Source organism: Ensifer sp. Root31, assembly GCF_001424825.1.
In the GTDB taxonomy this organism is placed as follows: Bacteria; Pseudomonadota; Alphaproteobacteria; order Rhizobiales; family Rhizobiaceae; genus Ensifer; species Ensifer canadensis.
Map to the genome: position 1 here is coordinate 1 of NZ_LMCO01000025.1, position 26,548 is coordinate 26,548.

At 56.0% G+C, this 26,548-nt stretch carries 25 protein-coding genes and 2 pseudogenes; 15 read left to right on the forward strand and 12 right to left on the reverse strand.

The features are described 5' to 3' along the window. Window positions 1-110 precede the first annotated feature (110 nt). The 9 genes from ASD00_RS22255 (at window position 111) to ASD00_RS22300 (ending at window position 9,814) form a co-directional block, all read left to right on the forward strand. Window positions 111-1,811 (forward strand): thiamine pyrophosphate-binding protein, encoded by a 1,701-nt coding sequence (locus ASD00_RS22255; RefSeq protein ID WP_057208787.1) that lies wholly within the window; start codon window positions 111-113, stop codon window positions 1,809-1,811. 120 nt (window positions 1,812-1,931) lie between these two features. Continuing rightward, complete coding sequence (locus ASD00_RS22260; RefSeq protein WP_057208789.1) at window positions 1,932-2,954, forward strand: ABC transporter substrate-binding protein; 1,023 nt, start codon at window positions 1,932-1,934, stop codon at window positions 2,952-2,954. A 114-nt stretch (window positions 2,955-3,068) separates the two neighbouring features. After that, entirely contained in the window at window positions 3,069-4,154 is a 1,086-nt protein-coding gene (locus tag ASD00_RS22265; RefSeq protein WP_057208791.1) for an ABC transporter ATP-binding protein, read from the forward strand. 1 nt (window position 4,155) lies between these two features. Continuing rightward, the gene (locus ASD00_RS22270; protein ID WP_057208792.1) at window positions 4,156-5,016 is read left to right on the forward strand and encodes an ABC transporter permease; all 861 of its coding nucleotides are present in this window, start codon (window positions 4,156-4,158) and stop codon (window positions 5,014-5,016) included. Then, window positions 5,013-5,807, forward strand: a complete 795-nt coding sequence (locus tag ASD00_RS22275; protein WP_057208793.1) for an ABC transporter permease — start codon at window positions 5,013-5,015, stop codon at window positions 5,805-5,807. Before ASD00_RS22270 ends, ASD00_RS22275 begins: the two co-directional genes overlap by 4 nt. 98 nt (window positions 5,808-5,905) lie before the next feature. Further along, complete coding sequence (locus ASD00_RS22280) at window positions 5,906-6,286, forward strand: RidA family protein (protein ID WP_057208795.1); 381 nt, start codon at window positions 5,906-5,908, stop codon at window positions 6,284-6,286. Window positions 6,287-7,013: 727 nt separating this feature from the next. After that, entirely contained in the window at window positions 7,014-7,595 is a 582-nt protein-coding gene (locus ASD00_RS22290) for a TetR/AcrR family transcriptional regulator (protein ID WP_057208800.1), read from the forward strand. Window positions 7,596-7,694: 99 nt separating this feature from the next. Beyond that, window positions 7,695-8,942 (forward strand): MFS transporter, encoded by a 1,248-nt coding sequence (locus tag ASD00_RS22295; protein ID WP_063963318.1) that lies wholly within the window; start codon window positions 7,695-7,697, stop codon window positions 8,940-8,942. Beyond that, complete coding sequence (locus ASD00_RS22300) at window positions 8,939-9,814, forward strand: NAD(P)-dependent oxidoreductase (RefSeq protein ID WP_057208802.1); 876 nt, start codon at window positions 8,939-8,941, stop codon at window positions 9,812-9,814. Before ASD00_RS22295 ends, ASD00_RS22300 begins: the two co-directional genes overlap by 4 nt. A gap of 698 nt (window positions 9,815-10,512) precedes the next feature. On the opposite strand, the gene ASD00_RS22305 is transcribed toward ASD00_RS22300, so the two are convergent. Then, window positions 10,513-10,851 carry an asparaginase domain-containing protein gene (locus ASD00_RS22305; RefSeq protein ID WP_082523673.1) on the reverse strand — a complete coding sequence of 113 codons (339 nt, stop codon included), beginning with the start codon at window positions 10,849-10,851 and terminating at the stop codon, window positions 10,513-10,515. A 462-nt stretch (window positions 10,852-11,313) separates the two neighbouring features. Here ASD00_RS22305 and ASD00_RS22310 point away from each other — a divergent pair, with 462 nt between their 5' ends. The 6 genes from ASD00_RS22310 to ASD00_RS22335 all read left to right on the forward strand — a co-directional run bounded on the left by ASD00_RS22310 (window position 11,314) and on the right by ASD00_RS22335 (window position 16,238). Then, window positions 11,314-12,012 (forward strand): GntR family transcriptional regulator, encoded by a 699-nt coding sequence (locus ASD00_RS22310; protein WP_057208806.1) that lies wholly within the window; start codon window positions 11,314-11,316, stop codon window positions 12,010-12,012. Between the two features lie 204 nt (window positions 12,013-12,216). After that, window positions 12,217-12,912: a fumarylacetoacetate hydrolase family protein gene (locus tag ASD00_RS22315; protein WP_057208807.1), complete on the forward strand. Its 696-nt coding sequence runs from the start codon at window positions 12,217-12,219 to the stop codon at window positions 12,910-12,912. Window positions 12,913-12,922: 10 nt separating this feature from the next. Beyond that, window positions 12,923-13,786 carry a polysaccharide deacetylase family protein gene (locus ASD00_RS22320; RefSeq protein WP_057208808.1) on the forward strand — a complete coding sequence of 288 codons (864 nt, stop codon included), beginning with the start codon at window positions 12,923-12,925 and terminating at the stop codon, window positions 13,784-13,786. 69 nt (window positions 13,787-13,855) lie between these two features. Continuing rightward, window positions 13,856-14,218 carry a hypothetical protein gene (locus tag ASD00_RS22325; RefSeq protein WP_057208810.1) on the forward strand — a complete coding sequence of 121 codons (363 nt, stop codon included), beginning with the start codon at window positions 13,856-13,858 and terminating at the stop codon, window positions 14,216-14,218. 141 nt (window positions 14,219-14,359) lie between these two features. Further along, complete coding sequence (locus tag ASD00_RS22330) at window positions 14,360-15,805, forward strand: NCS1 family nucleobase:cation symporter-1 (protein WP_057208811.1); 1,446 nt, start codon at window positions 14,360-14,362, stop codon at window positions 15,803-15,805. Window positions 15,806-15,884: 79 nt separating this feature from the next. Beyond that, a complete protein-coding gene (locus tag ASD00_RS22335; protein ID WP_057208812.1) occupies window positions 15,885-16,238 on the forward strand; it encodes a DoxX family protein in 354 nt (117 codons plus the stop codon). 427 nt (window positions 16,239-16,665) lie between these two features. Here the strand turns inward: ASD00_RS22335 and ASD00_RS40280 are convergent. From ASD00_RS40280 to ASD00_RS22385, 11 genes and pseudogenes are all read right to left on the reverse strand, one after another. After that, window positions 16,666-16,813 (reverse strand): annotated as a pseudogene (locus ASD00_RS40280) (IS110 family transposase); the annotation flags it as partial. Between the two features lie 6 nt (window positions 16,814-16,819). Continuing rightward, window positions 16,820-16,982: pseudogene (locus ASD00_RS40285) on the reverse strand (ISNCY family transposase); the annotation flags it as partial. Window positions 16,983-17,128: 146 nt separating this feature from the next. Continuing rightward, window positions 17,129-17,824, reverse strand: coding sequence for a GntR family transcriptional regulator (locus ASD00_RS22340; RefSeq protein WP_057208814.1), 696 nt, complete (start codon window positions 17,822-17,824; stop codon window positions 17,129-17,131). A gap of 881 nt (window positions 17,825-18,705) precedes the next feature. Continuing rightward, window positions 18,706-19,431: a GntR family transcriptional regulator gene (locus tag ASD00_RS22345; RefSeq protein ID WP_057208815.1), complete on the reverse strand. Its 726-nt coding sequence runs from the start codon at window positions 19,429-19,431 to the stop codon at window positions 18,706-18,708. Window positions 19,432-19,526: 95 nt separating this feature from the next. Then, on the reverse strand, window positions 19,527-20,504 hold the full coding sequence (locus ASD00_RS22350) for a cyclase family protein (RefSeq protein ID WP_057208817.1): 978 nt from the start codon (window positions 20,502-20,504) through the stop codon (window positions 19,527-19,529). 29 nt (window positions 20,505-20,533) lie between these two features. Next, complete coding sequence (locus tag ASD00_RS22355; protein ID WP_057208819.1) at window positions 20,534-21,520, reverse strand: ABC transporter permease; 987 nt, start codon at window positions 21,518-21,520, stop codon at window positions 20,534-20,536. After that, window positions 21,513-22,502, reverse strand: coding sequence for an ABC transporter permease (locus ASD00_RS22360; RefSeq protein ID WP_057208820.1), 990 nt, complete (start codon window positions 22,500-22,502; stop codon window positions 21,513-21,515). Before ASD00_RS22360 ends, ASD00_RS22355 begins: the two co-directional genes overlap by 8 nt. After that, entirely contained in the window at window positions 22,495-24,018 is a 1,524-nt protein-coding gene (locus ASD00_RS22365) for a sugar ABC transporter ATP-binding protein (RefSeq protein ID WP_057208822.1), read from the reverse strand. Before ASD00_RS22365 ends, ASD00_RS22360 begins: the two co-directional genes overlap by 8 nt. 60 nt (window positions 24,019-24,078) lie before the next feature. Then, the gene (gene torT, locus ASD00_RS22370; protein ID WP_057208823.1) at window positions 24,079-25,128 is read right to left on the reverse strand and encodes a TMAO reductase system periplasmic protein TorT; all 1,050 of its coding nucleotides are present in this window, start codon (window positions 25,126-25,128) and stop codon (window positions 24,079-24,081) included. 76 nt (window positions 25,129-25,204) lie between these two features. Further along, window positions 25,205-26,014 carry a carbon-nitrogen hydrolase family protein gene (locus tag ASD00_RS22375; RefSeq protein WP_063963319.1) on the reverse strand — a complete coding sequence of 270 codons (810 nt, stop codon included), beginning with the start codon at window positions 26,012-26,014 and terminating at the stop codon, window positions 25,205-25,207. A 102-nt stretch (window positions 26,015-26,116) separates the two neighbouring features. Continuing rightward, entirely contained in the window at window positions 26,117-26,527 is a 411-nt protein-coding gene (locus ASD00_RS22385) for a cupin domain-containing protein (RefSeq protein ID WP_057208828.1), read from the reverse strand. Between the last annotated feature and the right edge of the window lie 21 nt (window positions 26,528-26,548).

A 26,548-nucleotide genomic window follows, 5' to 3' on the forward strand; every position in this document is an offset into this window, starting at 1 on the left:
GAACGGCGTCGCCGGGATCTACGAATATCTCCAGACCAAAGCCATCTGGCTCTCGACAGCCAAAGAGATCGCAAACCCATTCGTTATCGGCTGAAGCAGCGGAGGAAATAATGAGAAAAGGCGCAGAAATACTCGCTGACGAACTTGCCGTTAACGGCGCAGACATCATCTATCATGTACCCGGCGAGAGCTTTCTCGTTGCTCTCGACGCCCTAGCCACACGCCACCCGCAAATTCGCTCGATTAGTTGCCGGCATGAAAATGGCGCGGCCCAGATGGCGGAAGCATATGGAAAGCTGACTGGAAAACCCGGCATCGCCTTCGTGACACGCAGCCCAGGGGCAACGAACGCGGTGAATGGGGTGCATACCGCATTCCAGGATGCTTCGCCGATGATCCTGATCGTAGGCCAGGTTAAGCGTTCCATTCTTGAGCGCGAGGCCTTCATGTCCTACGACTTCCGCACCATGTTCGGCCCCATGGCGAAGTGGGTGGCGCAGATCGATGATCCTACCAGGATTCCCGAATTCGTCCAACGAGCTTGGGCCACGGCGCTTTCGGGGCGCAAAGGACCGGTGGTCCTGATTGTTCCCGAAGATGTACTGGAAGAAGAATGCGACGTGGCGGTTTCCGCGCGGCCTGCCGTGGCGTCGCACGCAGGCGCTCCACGGGGGGAGGATCTCAATCAGATCTTCTCAATGCTCGCAGAAGCAACAAAGCCGCTGGTAGTTGTCGGTGGGTCGGGCTGGAGCGAAGCGGCGCGCGAGGACATTCAGCAGTTCGCCACTCGTCTTGGCTTACCGGTGGTCACGACTTTCCGCCGACGCGACATCATCGATCATCGCCTTGACTGTTACGTCGGGGAGATCGGTATCGGCGCAAACCCGGCGCTGCTCGCACATATACGCGAAACTGACTTCATCTTGATGTTGAACGACGCGTTAAGCGATGTGAACACGATCGGTGCGGGCTATATGGAGGGCTTCACCCTATTTTCGATCCCACATCCAAAGCAAAAGATCGTCCACGTGATGGCCGATCACGGCGACCTCAATCGAGTGTTCCAAGTCGATTTGGCGCTTGTGGCGGACAATGGCGCCACTGCCCAAGCGTTGGCAAGTCGACCGGCATCTCGACGTCCTGAACACGCCGAGTGGAGCGCAAGGCTTCGTGCGACACTCGTGAAAGAACTCGAGCCGCAGCCATGCCCAGGAGATATCGACCTGCCCAAGGTCATGGGCTGGCTACGTGAGCGCCTGCCAGCCGATGCAATCGTCACGAATGGCGTCGGAGCGTACGCTACTTGGAGCCAGCGCTACTTCCCCCATTATCTCTTGCACACCCAGCTTGGCCCGATCAGTGGCTCGATGGGTTATTCACTGCCGGCCGCGATCTCGGCCAAAATCGCTCATCCCGAGCGTGTCGTGGTGGAGTTCGTCGGCGACGGCTGCTTCCAAATGAGCAGTGAGGAACTGGCCACGGCCGTACAATACGGGGTGAATATCATCATCGTTCTCTACAACAACGGACTATACGGCACGATCCGTATCCACGAGGAAAACCGTCTGGAAGGACGAGCCAATGGCACGGAACTAACGAATCCTGATTTCTTACTGCTCGCGAAGGCATACGGCGCCCATGGCGAACAGGTGAGCCGCACCGAGGAATTCGCGCCGGCCTTCGAACGCTGCCTTGCGGCCGGCAAACCGGCATTGATCGAACTGGTGATCGATCCGGAAGCCATCCACTGCCGCTATTCGCTGAGCGATCTGCGCGCCCGGCGCGCGGCCAAAGAATTCAACGGGGAGTGAACATCCGCCGCACGCATCTTTGTGCGCGCGCAAGCTCCGGGTGCACTGAAAAGTGGTTCCGGTTTATGCCGGGGCAGCGGTTTCTGCCAGCTTTCATTTGTCTGACGGGAGGAGTCACAAATGTACATGAGGCATCTTGTTACCAGTCTTGCAATTTTGGCGTCTTGGGTTGGAGTAGCCGCCGCGGAGGAATGTGCTCTACGTGTAACGACATGGGGTGGCAGCTACCAGGCCACCTATCAAGCCGTAGCGGAGAAATTCGAAAAGGACCACAATTGCCGAATCGAATGGGTGGTGGGTGCGAGCCCCGACCACCTGATCAAAGCGCGGCTGGGCCAAGTCGATGTAGTCACTAATACGCTGCTCAACTCGATCGCCGGTGAAAAGGAGGGGCTCTGGCAGAAACTCGACCCTGCGAAAATCCCGAACATGGCGAATCTTTACCCGAACGCGAATTACTCGCCCTACACAATCTTCGCGAACGTTGGCGACTACGTGTTGGCCTACAACAAGGATAAAATCACCACCGCACCCACAAGCTGGGATGAGCTTTGGAAGCCAGAGTACAAGAATCACGTTGTCATTTACGGGATCGACCATATCCCGACGCTTAGTCTTACCGTTATGGAGGCTGAGCAGAACGGCGGCGGCATCGACAACATCGACCCCGGCCTCAATCGTATAGCTGAACTGATCAAAAGCGGGAATTTGATCGGCTCCCTGGACGTCGAAAGCCAGATGGTTTCCCTGTTCGAGACCGAGGACGCCTGGTTAGGAATGCTCGCCACGGGACGGATGAAGGAGTTGCTGTCGAAGGGCGTCAAGAATGTCGGTTTCGTGCGTCCTGACGAAGGAACATTCCCCCTTATCTCCAGCATAAACATCCACAAGGATGCAAAGGACGCGCAAATGGCAGCGGCCTTCGTGAACTACATTCTTAGCCCTGAAGTCCAGGTCGCCTTTGCGACGCGGAATCTCTATGCGCCGACGGTGAAGAATGCCGAAATACCCATGGATTTCGAGTTCCGCGATTTGCTTGTGCAGAACGAGGCTTTCGACCGTCTCTATCTTCCCGACCAAGCAAAAATCACCAGCAACAAGGCGGAGTGGCAGAAGCAACTGAACCAAAAGGCCACGCGCTAAAGCAAAGACGCCGTGGTTGCCCGAGACCGTTCGGGCCCACGGCTACCGATTTCGCGACGCCTTTCGGTAGGGCGCGCTGCCTGCGGGCAGACGCCAAAACAGGATAATGCAACCATGTCGAATGAATCAATTCAGGTCCAGGGGATCATGAAGCGTTACGGCTCGCTGTTGGCCGTCGAAGATGTGTCCTTCAATGTTGGACAAGGAGAGTTCGTGTCCCTGCTCGGGCCAAGCGGTTGTGGCAAGACTACGACGCTTAGAATGATTGCTGGGTTTGTCGATCCTTCCGGCGGCGTACTTCGCGTTCACGGTCGCGATGTCACCCATCTACCGCCGGAGAAACGCGAGCTGGGTTTCGTGTTTCAAAATTATGCGCTCTGGCCCCACATGACCGTCGCCGAGAACGTGGCTTTCGGTCTGAAGCTCCGCAAGAAAAGCCGGAACTTCATTCGTGACAAAGTCGCCGAATCGCTCTCGACCACCGGGCTTTCAGGTTATGAAGACCGCCTCCCGCGCCAGCTTTCAGGTGGTCAACAGCAGCGCGTCGCACTTGCCCGTGCGCTCGCGCTAGAACCTCAAGTTCTACTGATGGACGAGCCGCTCTCAAATCTCGATCGCGCACTTCGCGTGACCATGCGCCGTGAACTAAAGGAGCTTCAGGCGCGGATGAAAATGACGACGCTTTATGTCACCCATGATCAGGAGGAAGCGCTTTCGATGTCGAACCGCGTCGTGATCATGAATAAGGGACGCGTGGAACAGGTTGCGGCCCCCTACGAGCTCTATGAGAACCCCGCGACTAGTTTTGTGGCTGATTTTGTCGGGATCACAAATTTTCTTGAAGGCATTGTCGCTGGCGCAGACGGCGAGAGGTTGGCGGTGAAGTTGGTCTCAGGTCAGGTTTTGCGGGCGGTCAATAAGAAACCTGTTGCCCCGGGCACCAAAGTGCGCGCGCTCATTCGTCCTGAGCGAGTGACCCTTAAAACAGGACGCATTGACGGCGACAACGTTTTAACTGGCCAAGTAATTCTATCGGAATATTTCGGAGCCTTGCTCCGATATTCAATGCGCCTCGACAGCGGGGACATCTTGCGAGCAGAAGTTCACAACTTCGACAGCGTCATCGAGAACGGTACCCGTGTCTGGATTTGCGCATTACCCGAGCATGTGCGTGTGATCGCGCACGAGAAAGGGGTCTAAGATGTTTCGACACCTTCTCCCCTTGTTTTCGCCGGCGTTGCTCGCGCTGATGATTTTCGTCGCCTTTCCAATGGTTTGGGTGTTTCGCACCAGCTTCAATGAGCTTGCGGAAGGAGCATACATCGTTGAAGCCATGACCCTGGAGAATTATACTCGTTTCCTGGGCGACCCCTGGTACTTGGTTAATACTCTTTGGTTCTCGGTCCGCATCGCAGTTGTAGCCACTGCAATCTCCGTTATCTGCGCGTATCCAGTCGCCCTCTACATCGCAAAGACTTCGGGGCTGCAGCGTAATATACTGATGGCGATGACCATGGCCCCCCTCCTCATCGGTCTGGTCACGCTGGTCTATGGTTGGATCGTAATCTTCCGCGGCGGCGGCCTCATGAACTCGCTGATGCTTGCGGTCGGAATCTACGACCAACCCGTGCGCTATATGTGGGATATAAAAGGAGTGATCATTCTACTCGTGTACATCGGTACACCGTACGTCGTGCTATCTCTGCTCGATTCAATAGAACGAATTAGCCCTTACCTCATCGAAGCCGCACGCAATGTTGGCGCTACTCGGTGGACCACATTCTGGAAGGTCGTATTTCCGTTATCGGCACCCGGACTGTACGCTGGTCTTGTAATCGTCTTCTCATTGAACTTTGCTGCTTTCGCGGTGCCTTTGATGATCGGTGACAGCAATACTCAAATGATCGGTCTCGTGATTTACCGCGAGGCGCTCCTGAATAATGACCTTCCCTTCGCCTCTGCTCTTTCCGTGATCATGGTCTCGGTGAATGCACTCATCATCGTTGGCATGTCCGCGCTCGCCGGCCGCCTCATCCTTAACCGACTGGAGGCAAAACGATGATCCGGCTTGATCTCGGCATTATTGGGCTGCGGCTTATCACACTGTTGTTGATGGTGTTTCTGATTCTTCCCATCGCGGTGACGTTGATCGTGGCGATCAATCCACGCGAATTTGTCTTGCCGCCGAACGGGTTCACCCTTGACTGGTTCAGAGCGGCTTGGAGCTCGCAGACCTTCCTGCGAGGGATGAGTGTCAGCTTAGTATTAGGGGTCGCGGCAGCGTTTCTTGCCAATGCTCTGGCGCTACCAGCCGCCATTGCGCTCGTGCGCAACAATTTCCCGGGAAAAGGCGCGATCAACCTGCTTCTCATGACGCCGCTGCTAATCCCGACGACGATCCTCAGTCTCGCGCTGTACATCTATTTCGTACGAATTGGCTATGGATCGGGTCTTTTGCCGCTACTTGTAGGCCATACAATCCATATTATGCCCTACGCTGTGCGGATTCTGACCGCCAGCCTGCTGAACTTTGACCCTTCGTATGAAGAAGCGGCACGCAATGTTGGGGCTGGACGTGTCCGAACTTTGTTCTCGGTAACCCTGCCGGTGATCCGCACTGGATTGATATCCAGCTTTACACTCTGCTTCATTCTGTCTTGGAATGATTTTCCGATTTCGGTCTTCCTCGCCCCTCCTGCTTGGACGCCGCTTCCGGTTGAGCTCTACTCGTATATTAAGTTTCAGTACGACGCAGTTGCTGCCGCGCTGGCCAGTTCACTAATCTTGCTGTCGGCCGTGGCGATGGTGGTTATCGACCGTCTTGCCGGACTACGCAGGGTACTGCGTTCTTGATCAAGGACGACTATTGGGCCGATTCGTCGGCCAAATCCAGAGACTTACCCACGAAGAAAGGTCACTGTCCTTGAGGGCAGGACTATAGGAGTTGATATATGAAAAACCGTATATTTGCTGGCGTTCCATCGGAGGATCAAGCAGGCTACGCAAAAGCCGTAATCGTGGGAACAACCGTCTATGTCTCGGGGACGACAGGGCGGGATCCGGTTACTGGTAATTTTCCCGACAGTGCGGCTGAGCAAGCAAGAAATGCGTTTGCTTCCATCGAAAAAGCGCTACGGCAGGCAGGTGGTAGCCTCTCAAACGCTGTTGTTAGTCGAGTGTATGTGATCGATCAAGTTAGCGCCGCGCAAGTCACGCCGGTGTTGGGCGAAGTTTTTGGTGATATCCGGCCGACGAGCACGATGCTCATTTGCCAAATTCCGGTGTCAGGGGCGAAAGTCGAGATCGAAGTCACCGCCTCGCTGGATTCTTGACCAGGCTTGAATGTCCCCCGGCGACCCGGGGGGCAACTTGCCGGGCTGCGCCCAGCCCCGGCACTTTCGCGAGACGGCCAGGACAGAGTTGCAGTCGAGCCGGAACATGGTCGGCTCCGATCCGGTCATGCGGATGGTGGTGCCGGGCATGCGACAGGGGTACCTTCGTGGATATCCGCTACGATCCGCTTGATGCTCTGTGTTCGGGAAGCGTAAGCGATCAACAGGCCAGCCGCCTCGGTTCCATATCCCTTTCCCCACGCGGCCCTATTCAGGCGCCAGCCGATTTCGACATCCAGTCCGACTTCGTTGTGGGGCACCAGCATGACCCAGCCTAGAAATCGGCCGGGATCGTCTTTGGCGATGATAGGCCAGTACCGAGCCCGTCCCCATAGTTCCTTGAAATACGCTCTCGAACGAAGCGCTCATGCTGGATCGGGTCGTCCCACGGACCAGCGACGAATCGCGCAACCTCGGGGTCGCGATCCATTGCCGGGTATAGTTCAAGGTCCTGGATCGAACGGGGCCGAAGATGGAGGTGGTCGGATTCCAAGATGGCAACATTGCAATGGTCTCGTTTGATCACCGTCAAAGGGGATTCCTCTGCGACCCACCTATGTTTGCGTTCCTCGAACATACAGTCGGAGTTAGTTCACGCCGCCCAGTTGACATGTCTCAACGCGCCAGTTATGGAACGATCATTACAAAAGAATCAAGGCGGTCTGCCATGGCGCGTCCAAGACAGTTCGAGCATGAGCGGGTAATCGACGCCGCGATGAATGTATTTTGGCGCAAGGGTTTCGAGGCGACCTCGGCACAGGACTTAGTTGATGCCACGGGGTTAGGGCGAGGCAGTCTCTACAACGCCTTCTCGAGCAAAGAGGGACTCTATCTGGAGGCTCTTCGTCGCTACAAAGAGCAGGCGTTGCATGACGTTGGCCGACTTGAGGAGGGCGGCAACGCTAAGGGGGCCGTCCGAAACCTACTTTTCTACGTCTTTGAGTCCGATTTGTCAGGCACGCCGCGCCGCGGTTGTCTTGCGACGAACGCGGCCATAGAGCGCGCGAGTCATGACGAAGACGTGGCGACGCTAGTGCGGGAAAACCTGGAGATAGTGAGAACTGGCCTTGAGCGAGTTCTTAGGCTGGGACAGGAGGCAGGTGAGGTGGCAGCCGGCCGAGATCCCGAGGTGCTTGCCGCCTACTTCCTCAATGCCATCCAGGGCCTCCGGGTGCTTAACAAGGTCAATCTGCCGACGAGTCGCGAGCAACTCACCGAAATGATCGAACTGATCCTTAACGTTCTGTGAGTGGGGCACACCCTCGGCACACCTTGACTCTTTGTCGCGTTTTGGAATGAACGTACCAAAACCACTTCATCCGGCGGAAGCTGAACCAGGAAGTACCTAATGAATGAGCATGGAAATGGCGGAAGAATATTTCTGCTAACTGCAGTAGTGGCGCTCTCTTTAAACCTTCGTCCGATCGTGGCCGCGGTTGGCCCGTTGGCCGATATCATTACGAAGTCGGCCCAGATCACCTCTACCGAGATCGGCCTTTTCACGACTCTGCCAGTGTTGCTGATGGGAATAGGCGCAATGTGCGCCAAACATCTTAGAAGTTCTTTCGGTGAGATAAGGGGCATCACAATCGGGGCATTGGCCATCGTTTTGGGATGTCTGGGTAGAGCGTGGTTCACAACAGGCGGCGGATTGTTGATCACGGCAGCGCTGGCCGGGTCCGGAATTGCTGTGGTTCAGGCGCTCGCGCCGGGCTTCATCAAGCGGAACTTCGGAACCTCTACAGGCCGTGTAATCGGGTTCTATTCGACAGGGATTGTGACGGGAGCTGCGATATCATCTGCGACCGCGTCCAGTTTCGCGGAGAAGCTTGGTTGGCCGCTCGCGCTAGCGTTCTGGTGCGGGCCCGCATTGGCAGGGGTGGCGTTATGGATCGCTGCTTCACGTAGCGCGAATGGTGCCATCGCGCCCTCGACTGTGGTCCAAGGCTCGCAAGTAAGCTTTTGGCGCTTTCCGCGCAGTTGGTCTCTACTTGTATTCTTCGGGATCGGGACGGGAGCATTCATGCTTGTCATGTCTTGGCTTCCTCCGTTCTATCTGGAGCTAGGCGCCAGCCGCGTGACCTCGGGCTATCTCGTTGCAGGGCTTACGCTGGTCGAGGCGGTCACAGCGCTTGTGCTTTCCGCATCTATCCATCGCTTCCCCGACCGACGGGTGCCACTTTGCGCGTCGCTGGTCACAATTTTTGCAGGTTTGGTATGCCTGCTCGTGGCCCCGCTTCCGCTCGCAATACCGGCCATCGTGCTGCTCGGTATTGGCATCGGCATACTCTTCCCGCTCTCCATTATCGTGGCGATCGATCACATCAACGATCCAACGCAGGCGGGTGATTTCACTGCATTCGTTCAAGGGGGCGGTTACGTGATCGCCAGCTTCGTTCCTTTGGTTGCCGGTAGCCTGCGGGACGCCTTTGCATCGCTGACTCATGCCTGGATGTTGATGGCTGTTTGCATCGCTGGGCTGCTGATTTTGGCGATTCGCTACTCGCCTGCAAGTTACCGGGCGTTCAGGGATAAAATCGCCGCGCGGAATGCGGCGCATCAGTTCACGGCTACAAACGATAGGAGAGTTGCATGACGGATCAGCTTAAAATCACGCGCGTCGCGGTATTGGGAACAGGCATTATGGGCGCTCCCATCGCCAAAAACCTTGCTCTCAAAGGCTTCGAAGTACGCGTTTGGAACAGAACGAAGCCGAAGGCGGAAGCGCTTGCTTCGGACGGAATTCAAGTCGCGGACACCCCGGAGGAGGCGGTTCGGAACGCGCAGGTCGTCCTAACCGTCCTCAATGACGGAGAAACCGTAGGCAAGGCAATCCGGGCCGCTGCCGCCGGGATGGAAGCAGGGACCCTCTGGGCACAGATGAGCACGGTCGGCGAAGCAATGACGAAGTCTTTGGCCAAACTAGCGGCCGAGTTGAAAGTTGTTTTCTATGACTCGCCTGTGCAAGGCTCAAAGGCTCCGGCCGAGCAAGCTCAACTGGTGATCCTTGCCTCAGGACCGGTGCATACCCGCGACAAAATCGAAGCCGTCTACAATGCCATCGGCAGGAAGACCGTTTGGGTTAGCAATGACGGCGCTGAGGCTGCCAGCAACCGACTAAAGCTCGCCCTGAACCACTACGCCTTCACTCTGACGCATGGAATCGCCGAAAGTCTTCGGCTGGCAAAAGCTCTGGGTGTGGATCCTAAACTTGTCCTTGATGTCGTAACTGGCGGGCCGATGGACAACGCATACTTTCAGATGAAGGGCGCGGGAATCCTGGCCGAAGTTTATGGTCCGAGTTTCACGGTGACGAACGCCTTGAAGGACGCACGGCTTATCCTGGAGGCAGCCGAGGGTGTGGGGATGCAAGCGGACGTCGCCCGGGCCAGCGCGGACCGTTTCCAAAGGGCGGTTGAGCAGGGGCATGGCGAAAAAGATATGGCTGCGAGTGCTCTGGTAAGCTGAAAAACGCTTTGAACGCGGCGGCGGTATATAGCCGCCGTCGCCGACTCCGAGCATTTACTTGAAGAGGCGTTGCTAGCCATCGAGTTCCCCCGAATGTGGCTGCCATTTAGACGCATATAACGGGCGCAGGCGAACGGATTTCGCGCCACGAAGCCGGGCAGGGCGCCAACGTCCATCATCGAAAGGGAGGTATCAACGTGACGAAAAGCCCCGGAGCGTGAGGCAGCTTAGGCACCTACGGGCAGTTGGACACAACTACATAGTGCCAGAGGGAGCCGGTAGTAAGGCTACAGTTTCAGCGCCTTCCGTAACTGGGCGTCGTCGACGCCCAGATGCTGTAGCCGCGCGAGTTCATCGCACATGCACCACTGCTCAACAATTCGCCCTCCTGCGCAACAGAAGATCGAAATCTCATGGATCTCGATGCGGCGTCCTGTTGGTTAGATGCCCCAGAATGGACCCTCATGTGTCCCGGTTGAAACGTAGCGAGACGCGACGCGGTCGCCGGATTCAAAAATGTCCTTGATGTCTTCGTACCAATCCGGAAACGCTGCGCGAATTCTGTTCACTCCGAAATGGATACCTTCGATACCTTTTCGCGTAAGGTCGACAACATGGCAGCGTCATTCATGATCGTGCCTGCGCCGAAGAGACGTAGCATCCTGGCGTCGAGAGTGGAGGCAATGGCGGAAAGTGTCTCAATCCTGCAACCAGGTGTGACAGTGATTCCGGCGAGCGTGATTGTTCGAAACGCCTGGATCGAACTCCGTCTGCTTGCACCGGCCCGAGAAGGGCATGGCGGGACGGAACGAATCCTCCTCGGAGGTGGGGTGTTTGACGAGCCGACCTGCCAGTAGCACGCAGTCGCCGAAGGCGAGCCAGACGCCCGCCGGCTGTTTCATTTCGCTTTCGAGCGCCAGTTGGAGATTGTTCTCGGCATCTCTTCGGGTTACGAGCGGCTTCATAGCTCCCGTAACCACCAGTATTCCGATTCGTCCCACCAATGCCTGACTAACGGCGGCGCTGGTGACAGCCATGGTGTCCGCCCCTGCGTGACGATCACGCCTGATACTCCCCACCTTTGAACGGTCGAAATGATGACGTTCCAGTAAACGAAGTTGATGTCCGCACTGATTATGATGGGATCGAAACTTTCGATCGTTGTACTGATACTCAGCGCGACAAGCTTCCTCGCGGCGCGCTGAGGCCTCCTGAAGGTCCAAGTCCGAATTCCGTTTCGCGGATTCCAATTGTGCCAGTGTGGATCAGGAGAATGGCCGCCTTGCCGCCACCTTTTCGCGGGCCGTCGAGATCAAGGCGTACCCGACGGGCGAGTTCCGTTAAGCCGCTGTTCGAATTCATGCCATCGTCTCGCGTGGACGGCATTTCTGGAAGCTTATTGGCATGCTCTCCGTGCACCACCAACTGGAAATTGAATACAATCTTGCGGGAAAGGGGTGAACTGCATTAGATTCGAGAAAAGATTGTGGGTGATTTGAATGCGGAAGAAAGCAAAAAGCGAAGTCAACAAGCCAATTTTGCGGGGGGCGGAGGTTTCAAGGGCTATCCGCAATTACCTGCTCGATGGCGATCTCGCGCCTGGAAGCCGTATCAACGAAGTCCAGCTTGCGTCGAACCTCGGGGTTTCGCGGACGCCCGTTCGCGCGGCCCTCCAGGCATTGGCGGGGGAGGGGCTCGTCGAGTATAAGGACAACCGCGGCTTCTTCGTGCGTGAATTCCAGTTGTCTGATGTTCTAGACGCCTTTGAGATGCGCGCTCTCGCCGAAGGATTTGCAGTCCGCCTGGCTGCCGAGCGTGGCATTTCACCGCAGAGCGAACTGGACGTCGAAAAAGCTTTGGCCCTTGGCCGGAAGGCACTTTCAGCTGAGACCTCCGAGCAGGCCAGGACAGACTATTCGGCTTCTAATGAGGCATTCCACCGTGCAATTCACGATGCTTCACGATCGCGCTTAGTGAAGGATGTAGTGGCATTGTGCAACAGCGTCCCTCAGACCATCTTTCGCAACGTGATGTCATTCTCCATGGAGACGCTTGCCCATCGTGTCGAGCAGCATGAGGCAATCTATGAAGCGATAATTGCCCGAAAGCCGAAAGAGGCAGAGGACATCATGAGAACGCACGTGCTCGATGTCCGGCGAGCAATTATGCGCGATATGTCCCGCAAAAGCGGTGCCTGACCTTTTTATTCCGTATTCTGAACGCTGAAACCTCGGCATGTCCATCGCGCCGAAGGGCGTTGTTCGCTCGCGCTAATATACGTCGAGGCGGGATTGTGTGCGGAGGTTGAGTGAAGTGTAGTAATTGAATGCAATTTTGTGCATTGACTAGAAAATTGCATTATATATGCTTCTGGCATCACCAATTAGGGATTGGATGCCAACATGACGATCGAATTCGCGTACAAGCCGAAAGTGATCCCTATCGAGGGAGAAGAGATTAGTTTTGCGGTCCGTCGCATTTATTGTGTCGGAAGGAACTATCTCGATCATATTCGGGAGATGAAAGAAGGTGACGAGCGCGACCCGCCGTTCTTCTTCCAGAAACCGGCAGACGCTATTGTTCCCAGTGGCACTTCCGTTCCATACCCCTCGGCGACAACCGACCTTCAGTTCGAAGGAGAATTGGCTGTGGCGATAGGCAAGAAGGGTCGTGCGATCCGCGCGGAAGACGCCTTCGATCACGTTTTTGGCTACGGCATCAGCATCGACCTCACGCGACGAGATCGCCAATTCGAATGCCGGGACATGAGCCGCCCGTGGGAGGCCGGGAAATCCTTTGATCACTCGGCCCCTTGCGGCAACCTTGTGCGACGCGCGACTGCCGGCAACCTCAGCACAGGCGGTTTAACGCTGCTGGTGAACGGGGAGACCAAGCAGAAGAGCGACATCTCGCTGATGATTTGGGGCGTCGCCGACATCATCGCGCACCTATCAGCCCAATACACCCTCGAACCGGGAGATATTATCCTCACCGGTACGCCTGCTGGCGTTGGGCCCGTCGTTCCCGGTGACATCATTGACGTAGTTTTCGATGGGCTCCCGAAGCTGTCTGTAACCATTGCACCGCCGCTAACTTGAGAGAACCATCATGCTTCCGACCGAAAGAATACAGTACTCAGCAATCACGGAGCGCCCTGCGCTAAAACTGCCGGGCGGCAAGCGCATGATTGTCTGGGTGATCGTCAACATTGAAGAGTGGGATCCGAAAGCGCCAATGCCGCGGACCGTCCTCACTCCTCCAGCCGGCGGTTCGCCGTCGCCCGATATCCCGAACTGGGCTTGGCATGAATACGGCAACCGCGTGGGTTTCTGGCGTCTACTTGAGACATTGGATCTGCATCGGATCAAGGCCTCGCTGGCAATCAACGGGACGGCCGTCGAAAGCTACCGGCCCATCTCGCAGGCCGCACTAGACCGTGGCTGGGAGTTCATTGGGCATGGCTACTCCCAGAAGAACATGCAGAAGGTGGAGAACGAGCGCGAAGACATTCAGCGCACTACCCAAGCAATTGAAGGCTTTACTGGCCGCCGACCGCGCGGCTGGCTTGGACCCGGCCTCACAGAGACTTGGGAAACTCCGGATATCCTTGTGGAAGAGGGGTACGAGTACGTCTGCGACTGGGTACTCGACGACCAACCGGTACGGCTGAAAACACGGACCGGAGAAATCGTGAACGTTCCATACACGCAGGAATGCAATGACGTGGCGATGATGCTCATCCAGCATCATCCGGCGCCAGAATACTACCAGCGCGGGATCGATCAGTTCGAGCAGATCTACGCGGACTCTGCAGAGTCGGCACGCGTGATGGCACTGGTCGTGCATCCATACATCATGGGCGCACCACATCGGGCGCGCTACTTTCGCGATCTGTTGGGTCAAATCGCCGCCTACGATGACGTCGATTTCTGGACGGGTGAACAAATCCTGGATTGGTATGCAGCCAAGTAGCGACATGCGATCCTAGATCGCGTTTCACCGACGTCCCTGTCGAGTACTTTTTACTTTGGAGGAGAAACAATGCCAATTCTGCCGGGCCGCGATACGTTCGACCACATCGGCCTTATTACGGATCAGGAACAGCCCGACGAAACCTGGGTTGAGGAGAACCGCCTTTGGATCACCAATCCGCGTCAGCATCCCTACCATGTTGAGTTCCTGAGGTACGCAGAAGACAGTCCAGCGCCGCTGGCGCTACGTACGAAACCGCATGTCGCCTACCGAACCACTGACATCGAGGCTGCGATTGAGGGGCACAAAGTGGTCCAACCTCCCTTTGACCCATCGGGGGTGGGCTTTGTGAAGGTCGCGTTTATTGAAGTGGGCGATGCGTTGATCGAATTCATGCAGTATCGCGATCCTCACGAGGCTGGTTGGTTCTAGCGACATTGCTGAACCGAAGTGCCCGCTCGTTTGGTGATATCGACTAGGCGGGTTCTTCCACACTGCACACTGAATTTGACTTGAGCTTTGCGCCGTGAGCGGCGCACAGACGAAACCCTGTTTGCCAATTGGGAGGAGCAAATGGAACGCCACGGAAGTCTATACAATGACGACATAGCCCCGTCGGAAACTAGGAACTGGGGCGTGTTCAGCCTCATGTCGGTCTGGTTTACGATACTGCACAACATTGGTGTCTATACCGCCGCGGCGGGTTTGCTCCTAATTGGCATGCCTGCTTGGCAAGCCGGTTGCGCCATTATGCTGGCGCTAGTTTTCGCTCAGGTTTTCGCTCAGATAATCGGCAACATCGGGTACCGCCACGGCGTGCCGTTTCCGGTTCTTGCACGGGCAAGCTTCGGCGTGTTTGGTTCCAATCTTCCGGCTCTAATCAGAGCAGTAGTCGCAGTAGCTTGGTATGGCATCCAGACCTATCTCGCCTCACGCGCGGTCATCGTCCTACTCCTCAGCATTTCACCGCAACTTACCGATTTGGACAGTGGCGGTTTCCTGGGGCTCTCGACGATCGGATGGATTGCGTTTCTGGGTCTATGGGCCCTGCAACTGGTTGTCATGACACACGGTATCGAAACGATCCGTAGGTTCCAAAACTACGCAGGCGCGGCCATTTCGGTTGTCATGATCGCTCTTGCAATGATGCTTTACGTTCAGGTGGATGGCCAGATCAACTGGTCATACGGTGATCAGGGTCTGGCAGCCAAGGACAACTTCCTTGTTTTCTGTGGTGCGGTCGCGATCTTCTTCGCGATCTTCTCGACGCTGCTTTTGAACTTCTGTGACTTCACGCGTTTCGCGCCGAAGCAAAGCGATGTTTTCTGGGGCAATTTCTTTGGCCTTATAGTAAACGGGATCGTGTTCTGCCTCGTCGTGATCGTTATCACCTCGGGAGCAGAGCATGTGTACGGACGCGTGATCATTGATCCAACTGACATCCTCGCGGCGACCAATAATCGGGTGATTATGGGCTTGGGAGCAGTTCTCTTTATCTTTGCGACGATCGGCGTGAACGTGATCGCAAACGCCGTGTCTCCTGCTTATGACTTCGCCAGCGCCCTTCCCAAGTACATCAGCTTCACACGCGGTGCAGTACTTACCGCGGTATTGTCGGTATTCGTCATGCCGTGGAAGATGTATTCATCGACGGTAGCGATCAACTATTTTCTTGGAAGCATCGGGGCGCTCCTTGGGCCGATTTTTGGGGTGATGATCGCGGACTACATTTTCGTTCGCCGTGGTCAAATCGACACCGATGCCCTTTATTCGGCGAATCCCCACGGGCAGTATTTCTACTCGGGCGGCTGGAATGCAGCGGCATTGCAGGCGATGATCCCAGCGTCGATTGTGTCGGTCAGCATGGTGCTATTGCCAGCGCTTTCGGCTGTTGCTCCATACGCATGGTTCGTTGGGTCGTCTCTTGGGGCGGGCATCTACCTGTTCATCAATAGAAAGGGCATGGATCGCGGTTCGAATCCGATCGGGCTCAAGTCAGCACCGGCGGATTTGGGTTAGTGACGGCAACCCACGCATGTGCTGACGGTGGCGCCCCCAAGTGGGGGCGCCACCGCACCGTAAATAGAAAGGGCACGACATGAATGTGGCTGAGATGGGAAGGGTGCTTTTGGGCGCCGTGTTTGTTTTCGCAGGGCTACGCAACATCGGAAATAGGGAGACGATTGTCGCCGTTATGGCGAAACGCGGTGTACCGTGGCCTCGAGTCGCACTATTCAGCGGGGTGTTGCTTCAAGTGATTGCGGGCGGCGCCATTGTTTTCGGAGTATATACAGCCGGCGCAATGACAGCCCTTGCAATTTTCCTCGTGTTGGCGACGGTGATTTCCTTCGACTTCTGGAGGCATCAAGGAGGCGATCGAACAGCGCGTTTGAATGGTTTTATAGCGAACGCGGCTTTGATCGGCGCAATCCTCGCAACGGTGAACTACTGAGAACCAATAACTGCGACTCTCTGGTGGGCGTCCGTCTCAGTGTAGACTGCCAATGCCATGCGGTGTGACCGATACGGGAATTGGTTGTCGTCTGGTGCGATCTCGATGTGTTCGAAACTTCGGCGTCCCGTGTCACATTGACATATGTGGACGGCTCCCACTTGCAAGTGTTTTCTGCAGATATTTTCGATCGGATCGCTTGCTTCCATATGTGCGGCCTTTGGGTGTGGTCGCACATGACCACTGGCCAAGATGGTTTCCGCAACGCGTGTTCCTAACAAGGCATCGGCTTAGAATGGCCACTGGCAATGACGGATTGTCACGCGTCTCGGATCGATCGATCGCACCATCTGCCTTCTCTTGCAAGTTCACAGCATCAGCCCAACACGGTTGCATTCATATCATGCCCGCCGTCATGGCTAATCTGCTATGCTGCCAGTGTTTGTCCTTCCTGTCGCCGATATGTTTCGCCGCTCACCATAAGCTTCCAGGCAATACGAGCGATCTTGTTGGCGAGCGCCACCGCGACCAGCTTCGGCTTCTCCCTTTAAAAGCTCGATCAGCCATCGGGAAAGCATGTCTGCTTCGACCGGCAGCCCCTCGCGGCGGGTTTCCTTGACCCCTTGTCGGCGCAGATCCTCTGTCACTCGGCTCAGCACCTCGCCATGCTCATCCAGCCACTGAGACATCGTGCCCGGCAAAAAGATCGAATATACTGGATTGGACGGTGGGTTCTTGGCGCATTGTTGTCGGCTCCGGCGGTGACGGGTTTGTCTTTGGAATCAGCAGCTTGATCTAAAGTATACCTGAAACCGCCGGGCTTTGCCCGAGGCAATATCGCGATTCCTCCAATGATTTCAGCGATTTACCGTTTGTGGATGGGCACTAGTCTAGGTCTTACGGGACATGTCGCGCATGATAGCCCTGCGAACATCGAGGACGTGAGTCTTCATGAGGTCTTCGGCTTCACGCGGCTTGCGTGCCAGAATTGCTTCATAGATCATTTCGTGTTGCTGAATGCGGTGGAGGACCGTATCGGGCGAGAACGACATAACGTTACGGAAAATGGTTTGTGGAATGCTGTTGCAAAGTGCAATCACATCACCAACCAGCCGGGACCGGGCGGCATTGTGTATTGCACGATGAAAGGCCTCATTTGATGCCGAATAGTCTGCTCTAGCCTGCTCGATTGTATCAGAATCGAGTGCCCTTCTGCCAAGCGCTAAGGCTTTTTCAATTTCGAGCTCGTCTCCCTGTGTTAGCCCTCGTTCAGCAGCAAGGCGTACTGCGAAACCCTCTGCCAGAGCTCGCATTTCGAAGGCGTCTAACACGTCGGGCAATGCATATTCTCGGACAAAGAAGCCGCGATTGTCCTTGTATTCAATGAGTCCTTCTCCCGCCAATGACTGCAACGCTGCGCGCACCGGCGTTCGCGACACGCCCAAACTAGAGGCAAGCTGCACTTCATTGATACGAGTTCCTGCAGCCAGTTCGCCATCGAGTAGATGGTTTCGAATTGCCCTGGATACTTCCCCCCCACGCAGAGCCTTGCCCTCCCTTTCCTCCCGGGTGCTTTTATTGCTCATCACAAATCACCTCACGGATCGTCCGTTTACTCTAATGCAGTTTGGCCTAATTGTTCAATATTGTACTCAATTCAGCCCATTGCCACTTCGGCGGCGGGAACCTCGGTATAGAGGCGGACTTTACGCTAACGACGGGTTCTCCCAGTTTCAGGGGGCCGACGATGGTGATCGCGACGAGGAGGCTAATGCCGGATATACGGTAGCGCTGCCCTCGACGGAACGTGCACAGATTTCACGTCGTCGATGCAGGCTTTTCTCCCGCTTCAGCGTACGATGGGCTCGCCCGTCCGTCCGCTCAACCGCGGAGATCGCCGATATGCGCGCCCACGTTTCTGACTGCGCCCTGGACTGTTTCATCGCGATGGCTATGGGGCTTCCGGATGCACGGTCGTGATGCTATGTAAATATCACAGCAACTAGTTCGACATCCTGCAGGTGCTCCGGGCGGAGGGGGCGAGACAGTTACCTGACGATCCGAACCGTATCGCAGCGGCAGAATGCAAGCCAAAAAAGCCCGGCCGAGTGCCGGGACGATCGTCTATGCCAACTACGTTTGAACTGCTAACGACAAGCTTGGACATCGCCGTGGGTGGCGACACCGATCCGGAGGGCCTACGTACCAATGCTCAATTGCTTGTATGCAACCTGAGCCGAGGTTGATCGCGATCGGGGCTTTCCATAGTCGGATCATGAAAAGTTGGTTTGGCAGGCGATCGATGGATCGCTGGCCGACTACCCAAAATGCGCTCACATTATCGCTTGATATGATTCCTCTCGTCTCGTTCGCCCAGTTGGGAACGCATCAATCTCACCGGAGAATATCGATGGCCGGAGCCTTAACGTAAGATTTCATTCGCCAGGAACCGGAGGGACAAGGGCTTTCAAAGCAGCGCCAAGCTTACTGCCGAAATGCCGAGGAAGAATGCAAGATCAACTCCGTCTTCGCCCGTTTCCTTAGACGTCAACGCTGTAGCGCTGCCTATCAAATGGTCGCGCATCGCTAGCGCCGCACCTTTGCCGTCGCTAGCGGAAATTGCTTCGACTATGCGGCTGTGGTCAGCGACGATTTCCTGTTTTCGATCCCTAACATCTGCCGTGCTTAGATCTGCCATCATCTGCTGGGCAAATATGTCGCCGACTATCGACGCAAGTCGCATGTTTCCCGCGATCTTCGCGATCTCCTGGTGGAAGTGCGCATCGGGTTCCAGATGCCTGCGTATGTCTTCGGGATAATGCAGGTATGCCTCCCGGCACTTGGACTCGACGTTGCGCAGACGCGTCAAATCGCTTGAATTCGCTCGCTGGGCTGCGATGTGTGCCGATGGCACCTCCAGTAGCAGGCGAAGCGAGAAAAGTTCGCGCAGGTCGCGAACTGTTGTCGACAATATCCGAGCACCCCTGTTACGCTCGAACTTGATCATGCCCTGATCTTGCAGCTTCAGTAGCGCCTCTCGAACTGGTGTTCGAGAGACGTCCAGTCGTTCGGCGATTGAGGCGACCGAGTACAGGCTACCCGGCTCGAGGTCCCTTGAGACAATTGCCTTTCGAACCGCGTCGTAAACATGCGAAGCCAAGGTGGTCCGGTGCCCGATTGATATCTTGTCCACCCGGCTACCTCCACTCGCCAATCGCTGTCACTTCTCTGTCGCCTGTAGTCTGCGCCATTCTGCTGCCGTGTCCGGTCCAGGTTTCTTTCGAAGTATCAATTTCGAAGCAAGGGCATGGCAATTGGGCGGATTGGTGCGCCCGTCGAACCTCGCAACTTGATGCATGCCCCGAAGAAGCAAAACTCATAGATCCTCTCCTCAGACAACTGCTCTAGGTTTGCAATTTCCAAGAGGGGGACGCCAGCCTCCGCAAGGAGATAGGTGTGGACCACTTGCCAGTTTTCCGGATCGGCGGATGGCGCCTGTTCCAATGAGTGATTGTCTGCCCCGATCATGGCTGCGCCCCCAAGGGCGAGGAACTCGGCGCCTTCCCGCGTGATGCCCGGCGGGTCCAGCAGGTAGAGATCGCGATTAGGCCAATATTTCATCCGACCAGTGCGAAACAACACGACGTCACCGACTCGAAGTTGGACGCCTTGGTGCTTGAGGCAGCCCTTCAAATCATCGGAACCGATGCCATACGATGGTGGCAGAACATCGACGCCATGAAGACGGGCGACATCCAGCATGATGCCTCGTGCAATAATGGGGGGATGCTTGTCAGAGCCGGCCTTGGTCCATGAGCGACTGCCGAGGTGCCTGTCTGCCGAAAACCCGTTGAAAATAACTCCGTTATATCCGAAATGGTTGAGGGTATCGATATGAGTACCCGTATGGGTATACATCGAAATCGCGTCGCCCGAATAGGAGCAGAGCTCGTTTCCGGCGCGCCCCACTTTAACGGAATCTTCTAAGACCTCGCCTCGCGGAGTGTGCGTCATCCACATCTGATAGGGCTGATCTTCAGCGCTGAACCAGCCGGGCATCCCGACGAAATTATCAACGGAGAGATCATAAATGCGGGTGGGGTCCGCGTTGCGAAGAATTGCGTCCCGGCTCTCCGGCGTTATCAAGTTCAACATGCCGATTTCATCATCGGCCCCGTACGGGCTCTTCGTCGCCTTTCGGAAGGCGGCCCCGTGGGCGATGATCTTGTCTTTGACAATCCCGTTCACTAGGCAGTCGCTGCACATTGTCGTTCCTCCCTGTTTTCTGTTTCGCTTTATTGTGACCGCAACCGATCCGCAGCCAACGCACCGATGATGGTCACGCCGAGGATGATCTGCTGAAGGTACCCGTTGATAACCAGTAGATTCATGGCGTTCGATAGAACCGTGACCAACAGAGCGCCAAGCAATGCCGAGGATATTCCGCCCTTCCCTCCCTGGAGGGACGCACCACCCAGTACAGCGGCGGCGATCGATTGAAGCGCGAGGTTGCCGCCGAGGTTTGGCTCTCCGGACCCGGTACGCGCAGTCAACATGAAGGCGCCGAAGGCTGCTAAAACAGAACATAGTACATACGCACCCACCAACACTCGCCGCACCGGGATACCGGCTACCAAGGCCGCTGATGGATTGGCACCGACCACGTAAAGCTGCCGGCCGAACACGGATTTCGTGAGAAGGATGTATACCGCCCAAAGAGTAAGTGCCGTCGCCGCCACTGGCACCGGAATTCCGTAAAAGCGCCCGCTCGATAGATAGGAGAGTCCGTTGGGGAGTTGAGAGACCGGGAATCCCCCGCTCATCGTACTGCTGATGGCTAGTAGAACATTCAGGCTTACCAGCGTTGCGATAAAGGGATTGATCTTGCCGAAGGCAACGATGGATCCGTTTGCCAAGCCGACCGCGCCACCGATCGCCAAGGCCCCGAACAGACCAAGCAGGATAGGAAAGCCATCGGGCGCGACGGACGTCATTATCAAAGCGCTTCCCACACTAGCCGTTGAGACAGTCGCGCTGAGAGAAAGGTCAAAGCCCCGAGAGATGATGACGATGAGTTGCGCGGCTGCAAACAGAGAAAGGTAGCTCGCTTGAGTCAGAACGTTGGCTACGTTCCCGATAGAAATAACGGCCGGCGCGTACAGGTACGTGACGCCGCATATCAGGACAATGGTTCCCACGAGAGCAGTTGCTTCGCTAAACGACGCCGGCAATTTTCCGATCGCACCGCTTCTCCGGTATTTCAAAGCTTCTGTGTTAGCCATGCTTGGCCTCCCTGCGCAAACGCAATTCGATAAGCACCGCTGACAGCACCACGACGCCCAGGAACAATGTGTGGTAGCGGCTATCTATCCGTGCGAGGTTGAAGATGTTTGAGAGAATAGTAAGGAACAGGGCCGACCAGACTACTCGTCCGACTCTGCCCACACCTCCGGACAAGGAGGCGCCTCCGACAATCGCCGCCGCAATCGATTCTAGCGCCAGGGTTCCGTCAAGAGTGGCCTGCCCGGACCCAATTCGTGCGGTCATCAGCAAGCCGACAAGTCCGGCCGCAAACCCGGCAAACCCGTACGCAAACAGAAGTACACGCTCCTGCCTTACCCCGGAGGCCCAAGCTGCGTGTGGATTGCCACCGACCGCGTAAACATGGCGACCGAACGGAGTGCGCTCCATCACCACGTAAAGGAACGCTGCACAAATCACGGCCACCCAGATCGGGTAGCTCAATCCAAGCGCAGTGCCGCGCCCAACGACATTCATGAAGATATCTGGCATGCCATAGATCGGCACGCCGTTCGTCAGGTAGAAGGCGAGCCCGAGAACAATCGACGTCATGCCCAGCGTCACCATGAAGGGGACAATCTTTAGTCTTGAAACCAAAACGCCGTTCAGAAGTCCCACGATCGCCCCGACACCGAGACCGCAGAGGCCCCCTGCAACCACGACCATGATGTCCGAGAACTGCATCGCTTGTGCGATATGGCCCATGGCGAGCGCTGCGACGACGGACGACAAAGCGACCGTCGCTCCGATTGAGATGTCGAAGCCGCCAACCACGATGACAAGCATCTGACCGAGTGCGAGGATTGTCAGGAAGGACGCGTTTCTTGCCACATTGAGGATGTTCAGGGGCGAGAAGAACCGAGGCTCCACAACAGCCATCGAAGCCGAAGCAATAACAATGAGCAGCGGAAATATGCCGGCGTTACGGAATCCGGCTCGGCACATATTACTCCCTTTAGCCATTGGCAGTCTCCATTGCTGTCAGTTTCGCGGTAGAGCGCTCGTCGCCAAAGAATGCATTGAGCGCCTCCTGCTCGTTTAAGCGGCTCCCCGAGAGCTGGGAGACTATTCGACCTTCACGCATCACATAGGCCCGGTTCGAAAGGCGAACGACTTCCGCGAGTTCTGACGAGATCAGCAACACCGCAGCGCCGCCGCTGACCAAGTCCGCGATGAGCTTATAAATTTCAGACTTCGCACCGACATCGATCCCAACAGTGGGCTCATCGAATATGAAAATGTCGACGCTGCGGGTTAAGCCTCTCGCGAGCATCACTTTCTGCCTGTTGCCACCAGACAGGTTCTGGACCGGATTCCCTGGGCGGGGAGGATGGATTTTGAGACGCTCGATTGCATCATTCGCACAAGCGATTTCAGCCGCCGGGCGGGCAAGCCCACACCAACTAAATCTTGGTAAGTCGAGCGAGGCCATTGTTATGTTGCGCTCAACGGTAAGGTTGGCCGCCAAGCCCTCGCTTCCGCGGTCTGAGGGGAAGTAGCAAACACCCTGCCGCAGCATTGTGAGCGGGGTCGGTCTTGTCGCGACGCCGTCCTTCAGGTGCATCCGCCCCTGGTCAAAACTCTCAAGTCCGAAAACGGTGCGTCCAACCTCGCTCTTGCCACAGCCAACAAGGCCCGCGATACCGACTACCTCGCCTGCGCGTAACGACAGTGAAATGTCGAAGACTTTCCCGCTCGCGGAGCTGACGTTATCAAGGCGAAGCACCTCTTTTCCGGGTAGATGCACGATGTGAGGGAAAAGGGCTTCTATTTTTCTGCCGCTCATCATTTCGATGAGCTCTGACTCGCTGCAGTCGCCCTTTTTGACCGTTCCTACGGTGTGGCCGGATCGCAGGACCGTAATCCGGTCCGCAATAGCATCGATTTCACGCATGCGATGAGAGACATAGATGACGCCCACGCCTCGTCCTCGAAGCTTCTTCACCACGACGAGCAGTCGATCGGCCTCGTCGTCGGTCAGGGACGCCGTAGGCTCGTCAAGTATCAGGATGCGGACGTCGAAGAGCAACGCCTTCGCAATTTCGACCATTTGGCGGTGCGCCCTGGATAACGAGCTTACTGTTGCTTCGAGGTCTATTTGGTAATTTAGATCATCCATTACGCGCTTTGCGTCTATGCGCATTCGCGAGCGATCCAGCCCCCAACGACCCACAAGTTCTCGCCCAAGGAACAAGTTGTCTAAGACACTCAAGCTCGGAACAAGGCTGAACTCTTGAAACACAGCCGATATGCCGAGTGCGCGAGCGCGGCTCGCATCCAACTGGAATTCGTTTCCGTTGAGGAAAATCGCCCCGCTGGATGGAGTAACCATGCCGGCGATCACGTTGATGAGCGTCGACTTACCTGCGCCGTTCTCGCCGAGCAGTACATGGACTTCACCGCTCTCAAGGTCAAAATCCACGTTCTCAATCGCCGTGATGGCGCGATAGCTTTTGGATATCTGGCTGAGTTTTAACATGTTTCCTCCACGATGCTTCGGGCCCCGCCTGTGCCTCGAGGCACAGGCGGTTCGGAGTTTTCACTCAACAGAGAACGTTGGCTTGTAGCTGGCAGGAGCAAGAACCTGGGTCGCATCGATCTCTTTCAACGACTCCTGCGTCACCATCTTGGGAACCACGAGATAGTTGTTCTCGATCGGCTGTTTCTCAAGGGCCCGTACGGCCAAGTCCACAGCGACGCGACCTTGCATAACCGGGTACTCAGTGGCGAAGGCAATGATATCTCGCTTGTCCAGCGCCTGCAGCATGGCCTGATTTTGATAGGAGGCCATGATCTTGATGTCGGGCTGTCCAGCGTCACGGATCGCACCGATCGCGGCCTCGGCCGTAGGTGCGGTGCCCCAGATAGCGTCGATGTGGGAATAGGTTTGCAGTGAGTCCTCGACGAGACGCAGTTGTTCCGCCACGCCCGCTTCTCCGAACTTTACGTCGAGAACCTTGACCGGCGTGTCTTTGACGGCCTTCTCAAAGCCTTGCAAGTACCGCTCGGCCCATCCCGAGCCCTGAGGTCCGGGAAACGCCACGACGTTTCCGCCGGTCGATCCCAGCGCGTCGACGAGGTACTTCCCGGTGACGTAACCCATCATCGGGTGATCGAGAAAGATCTTCGAAGTGACGGGCAGTTCGACTACAGGGTTGATGAAAGAAATCGTCGGAATTCCTTTCCCGACAGACTCTGAGACCTTGCTGGCAATTCCAGCCTCAGAGATCGGGGCCACCAGGATCGCATCTGCACCAGATGCGACGCAGTCATCAAACTGCGAAAGCTGTTTGGGAAGTTCACTGAAACCGCCGGCCTGAAGCAACGTTGCGCTCAAGCCGAGACGCTTGGACTCTTCCATAAGACCATATGCGGCGGCGACCCAGACACTGTCCTTCAGGTGAGGGATCAGAATGCACAGCTTCCACTTCTTGCTGGCCTTATCCACCGGCTTGATAAAGACAGTCTCGGCACTTCCGTTTTTGAGAGTTTGCGTCTCAAACGGTGGCCAGGCTTCTTGCGCCGCCGCTTGTGAGAGGGCCATTGATAATGCGACTGCGGAATAAGTAACCGATTTTACGATTTTCATAGCATGTCTCCTCTTCATGCTGCGTCTCTTCAATTAACTCATCCTGCGGGCAGCAGAATAAGCGTTCCCCAGGTGTCTACATCCTGTAGGATTCAGGTCGCCTATCTTTGATAGGGCTGATTTCGAACTTCCCAGACTCGAATATTATCTTTTTGGTCTGCGCGATGCGCATGTCTAGGTCAGCAATAATGAGAGCAGTATTGGTCTCTGCGTCGCCAACTAAATTTCCAATAGGGTCGACAATTCTGGACATGCCGAGATATTGCACGCCGCATTCACTGTCGTTTCTATTGGAGGCGATAAAATATACCATGTTTTCGGCGGCTCTTACCGACGTGAAAGCTTCGGCCAGAATGCGCGACGCCATCGGCCAATTGGTAGGTAGAGCGATGATCTCCGCGCCTCCGAGCGTCAATGTGCGCGCAACTTCTGGAAACCGGATTTCGTAGCAAATTGCGATGCCGATCTTGCCAACCGCGGTATCGAAGATCGAAGGGGTTGGATTGGGCGGCAGATCAACAAAACGATCGCCGCCGAGAAAGGGCAGGTGGTTCTTTCTGTGAACACCGATCAGCCCGGAGGGACCGACCAGGAGTGCGGCATTGTGCAGCTGGTCGCCTAGCCGCTCGAACGTGCCGAACACTGCATGCATGCCGTAGTTGCTGCACGCCTGCACGATCTGTTCAAGCTCGGGACCATCGAGAGCGACTGCATGGGCTTCGACTTCCTCGCGGCTTTCGAAGACATATCCGGTGAGTACACATTCAGGCAGGACGACAAGATCGCAGGATGCGTGAGATGCCTGACGGATCCAATCACATACCGCCGTGACATTCGTCTCTACATTGCCATGGGCGACCCCACATTGAACTACACCAACTCTCATTTCCTCGCTCCCTGGCTCTCATATTTCACGTGTGGAGTGTAGCATGCTACTTAACTGGCAGAAACTGCGGACTGGTTGCGGCTTTCCGCCCTGGTTTGCTAGTTACTCGCCGTGTTCAGCAGCTATCGGGCGCGTTTCGCCGCTGTCCACCAACGTGCGGGTTGCGTCGACCGATCCATAAATCCAGAGAATCTTCATTGGCTCTACCGCCGACGCATTCCGAAAGCGGTGCGGGACATTGGTCGGTATGTAGGTGACGTCCCCCGGTTTGATCTCGATCGATTGATCATCAATATCAAAGATCGCATTTCCTTCGACCAGCACGACGCTTTCTTCAGAGTTATGAAAGTGGAACGGGATTTGGGCCCCTCCCTCAAACGCTGTGTACCCAGTGATGAACGCACTGGCTCCCATAGCCTTGGTTACGAGTGGCGTCGTGCTTGCCCCGTTTCCGCGGTCGTGCTTTTTGAGCGTGTCTGGCTTCAGAAGAAATGAATTCGATCGCGTTTTCATCGTGTTATGTACCCGCCGTTA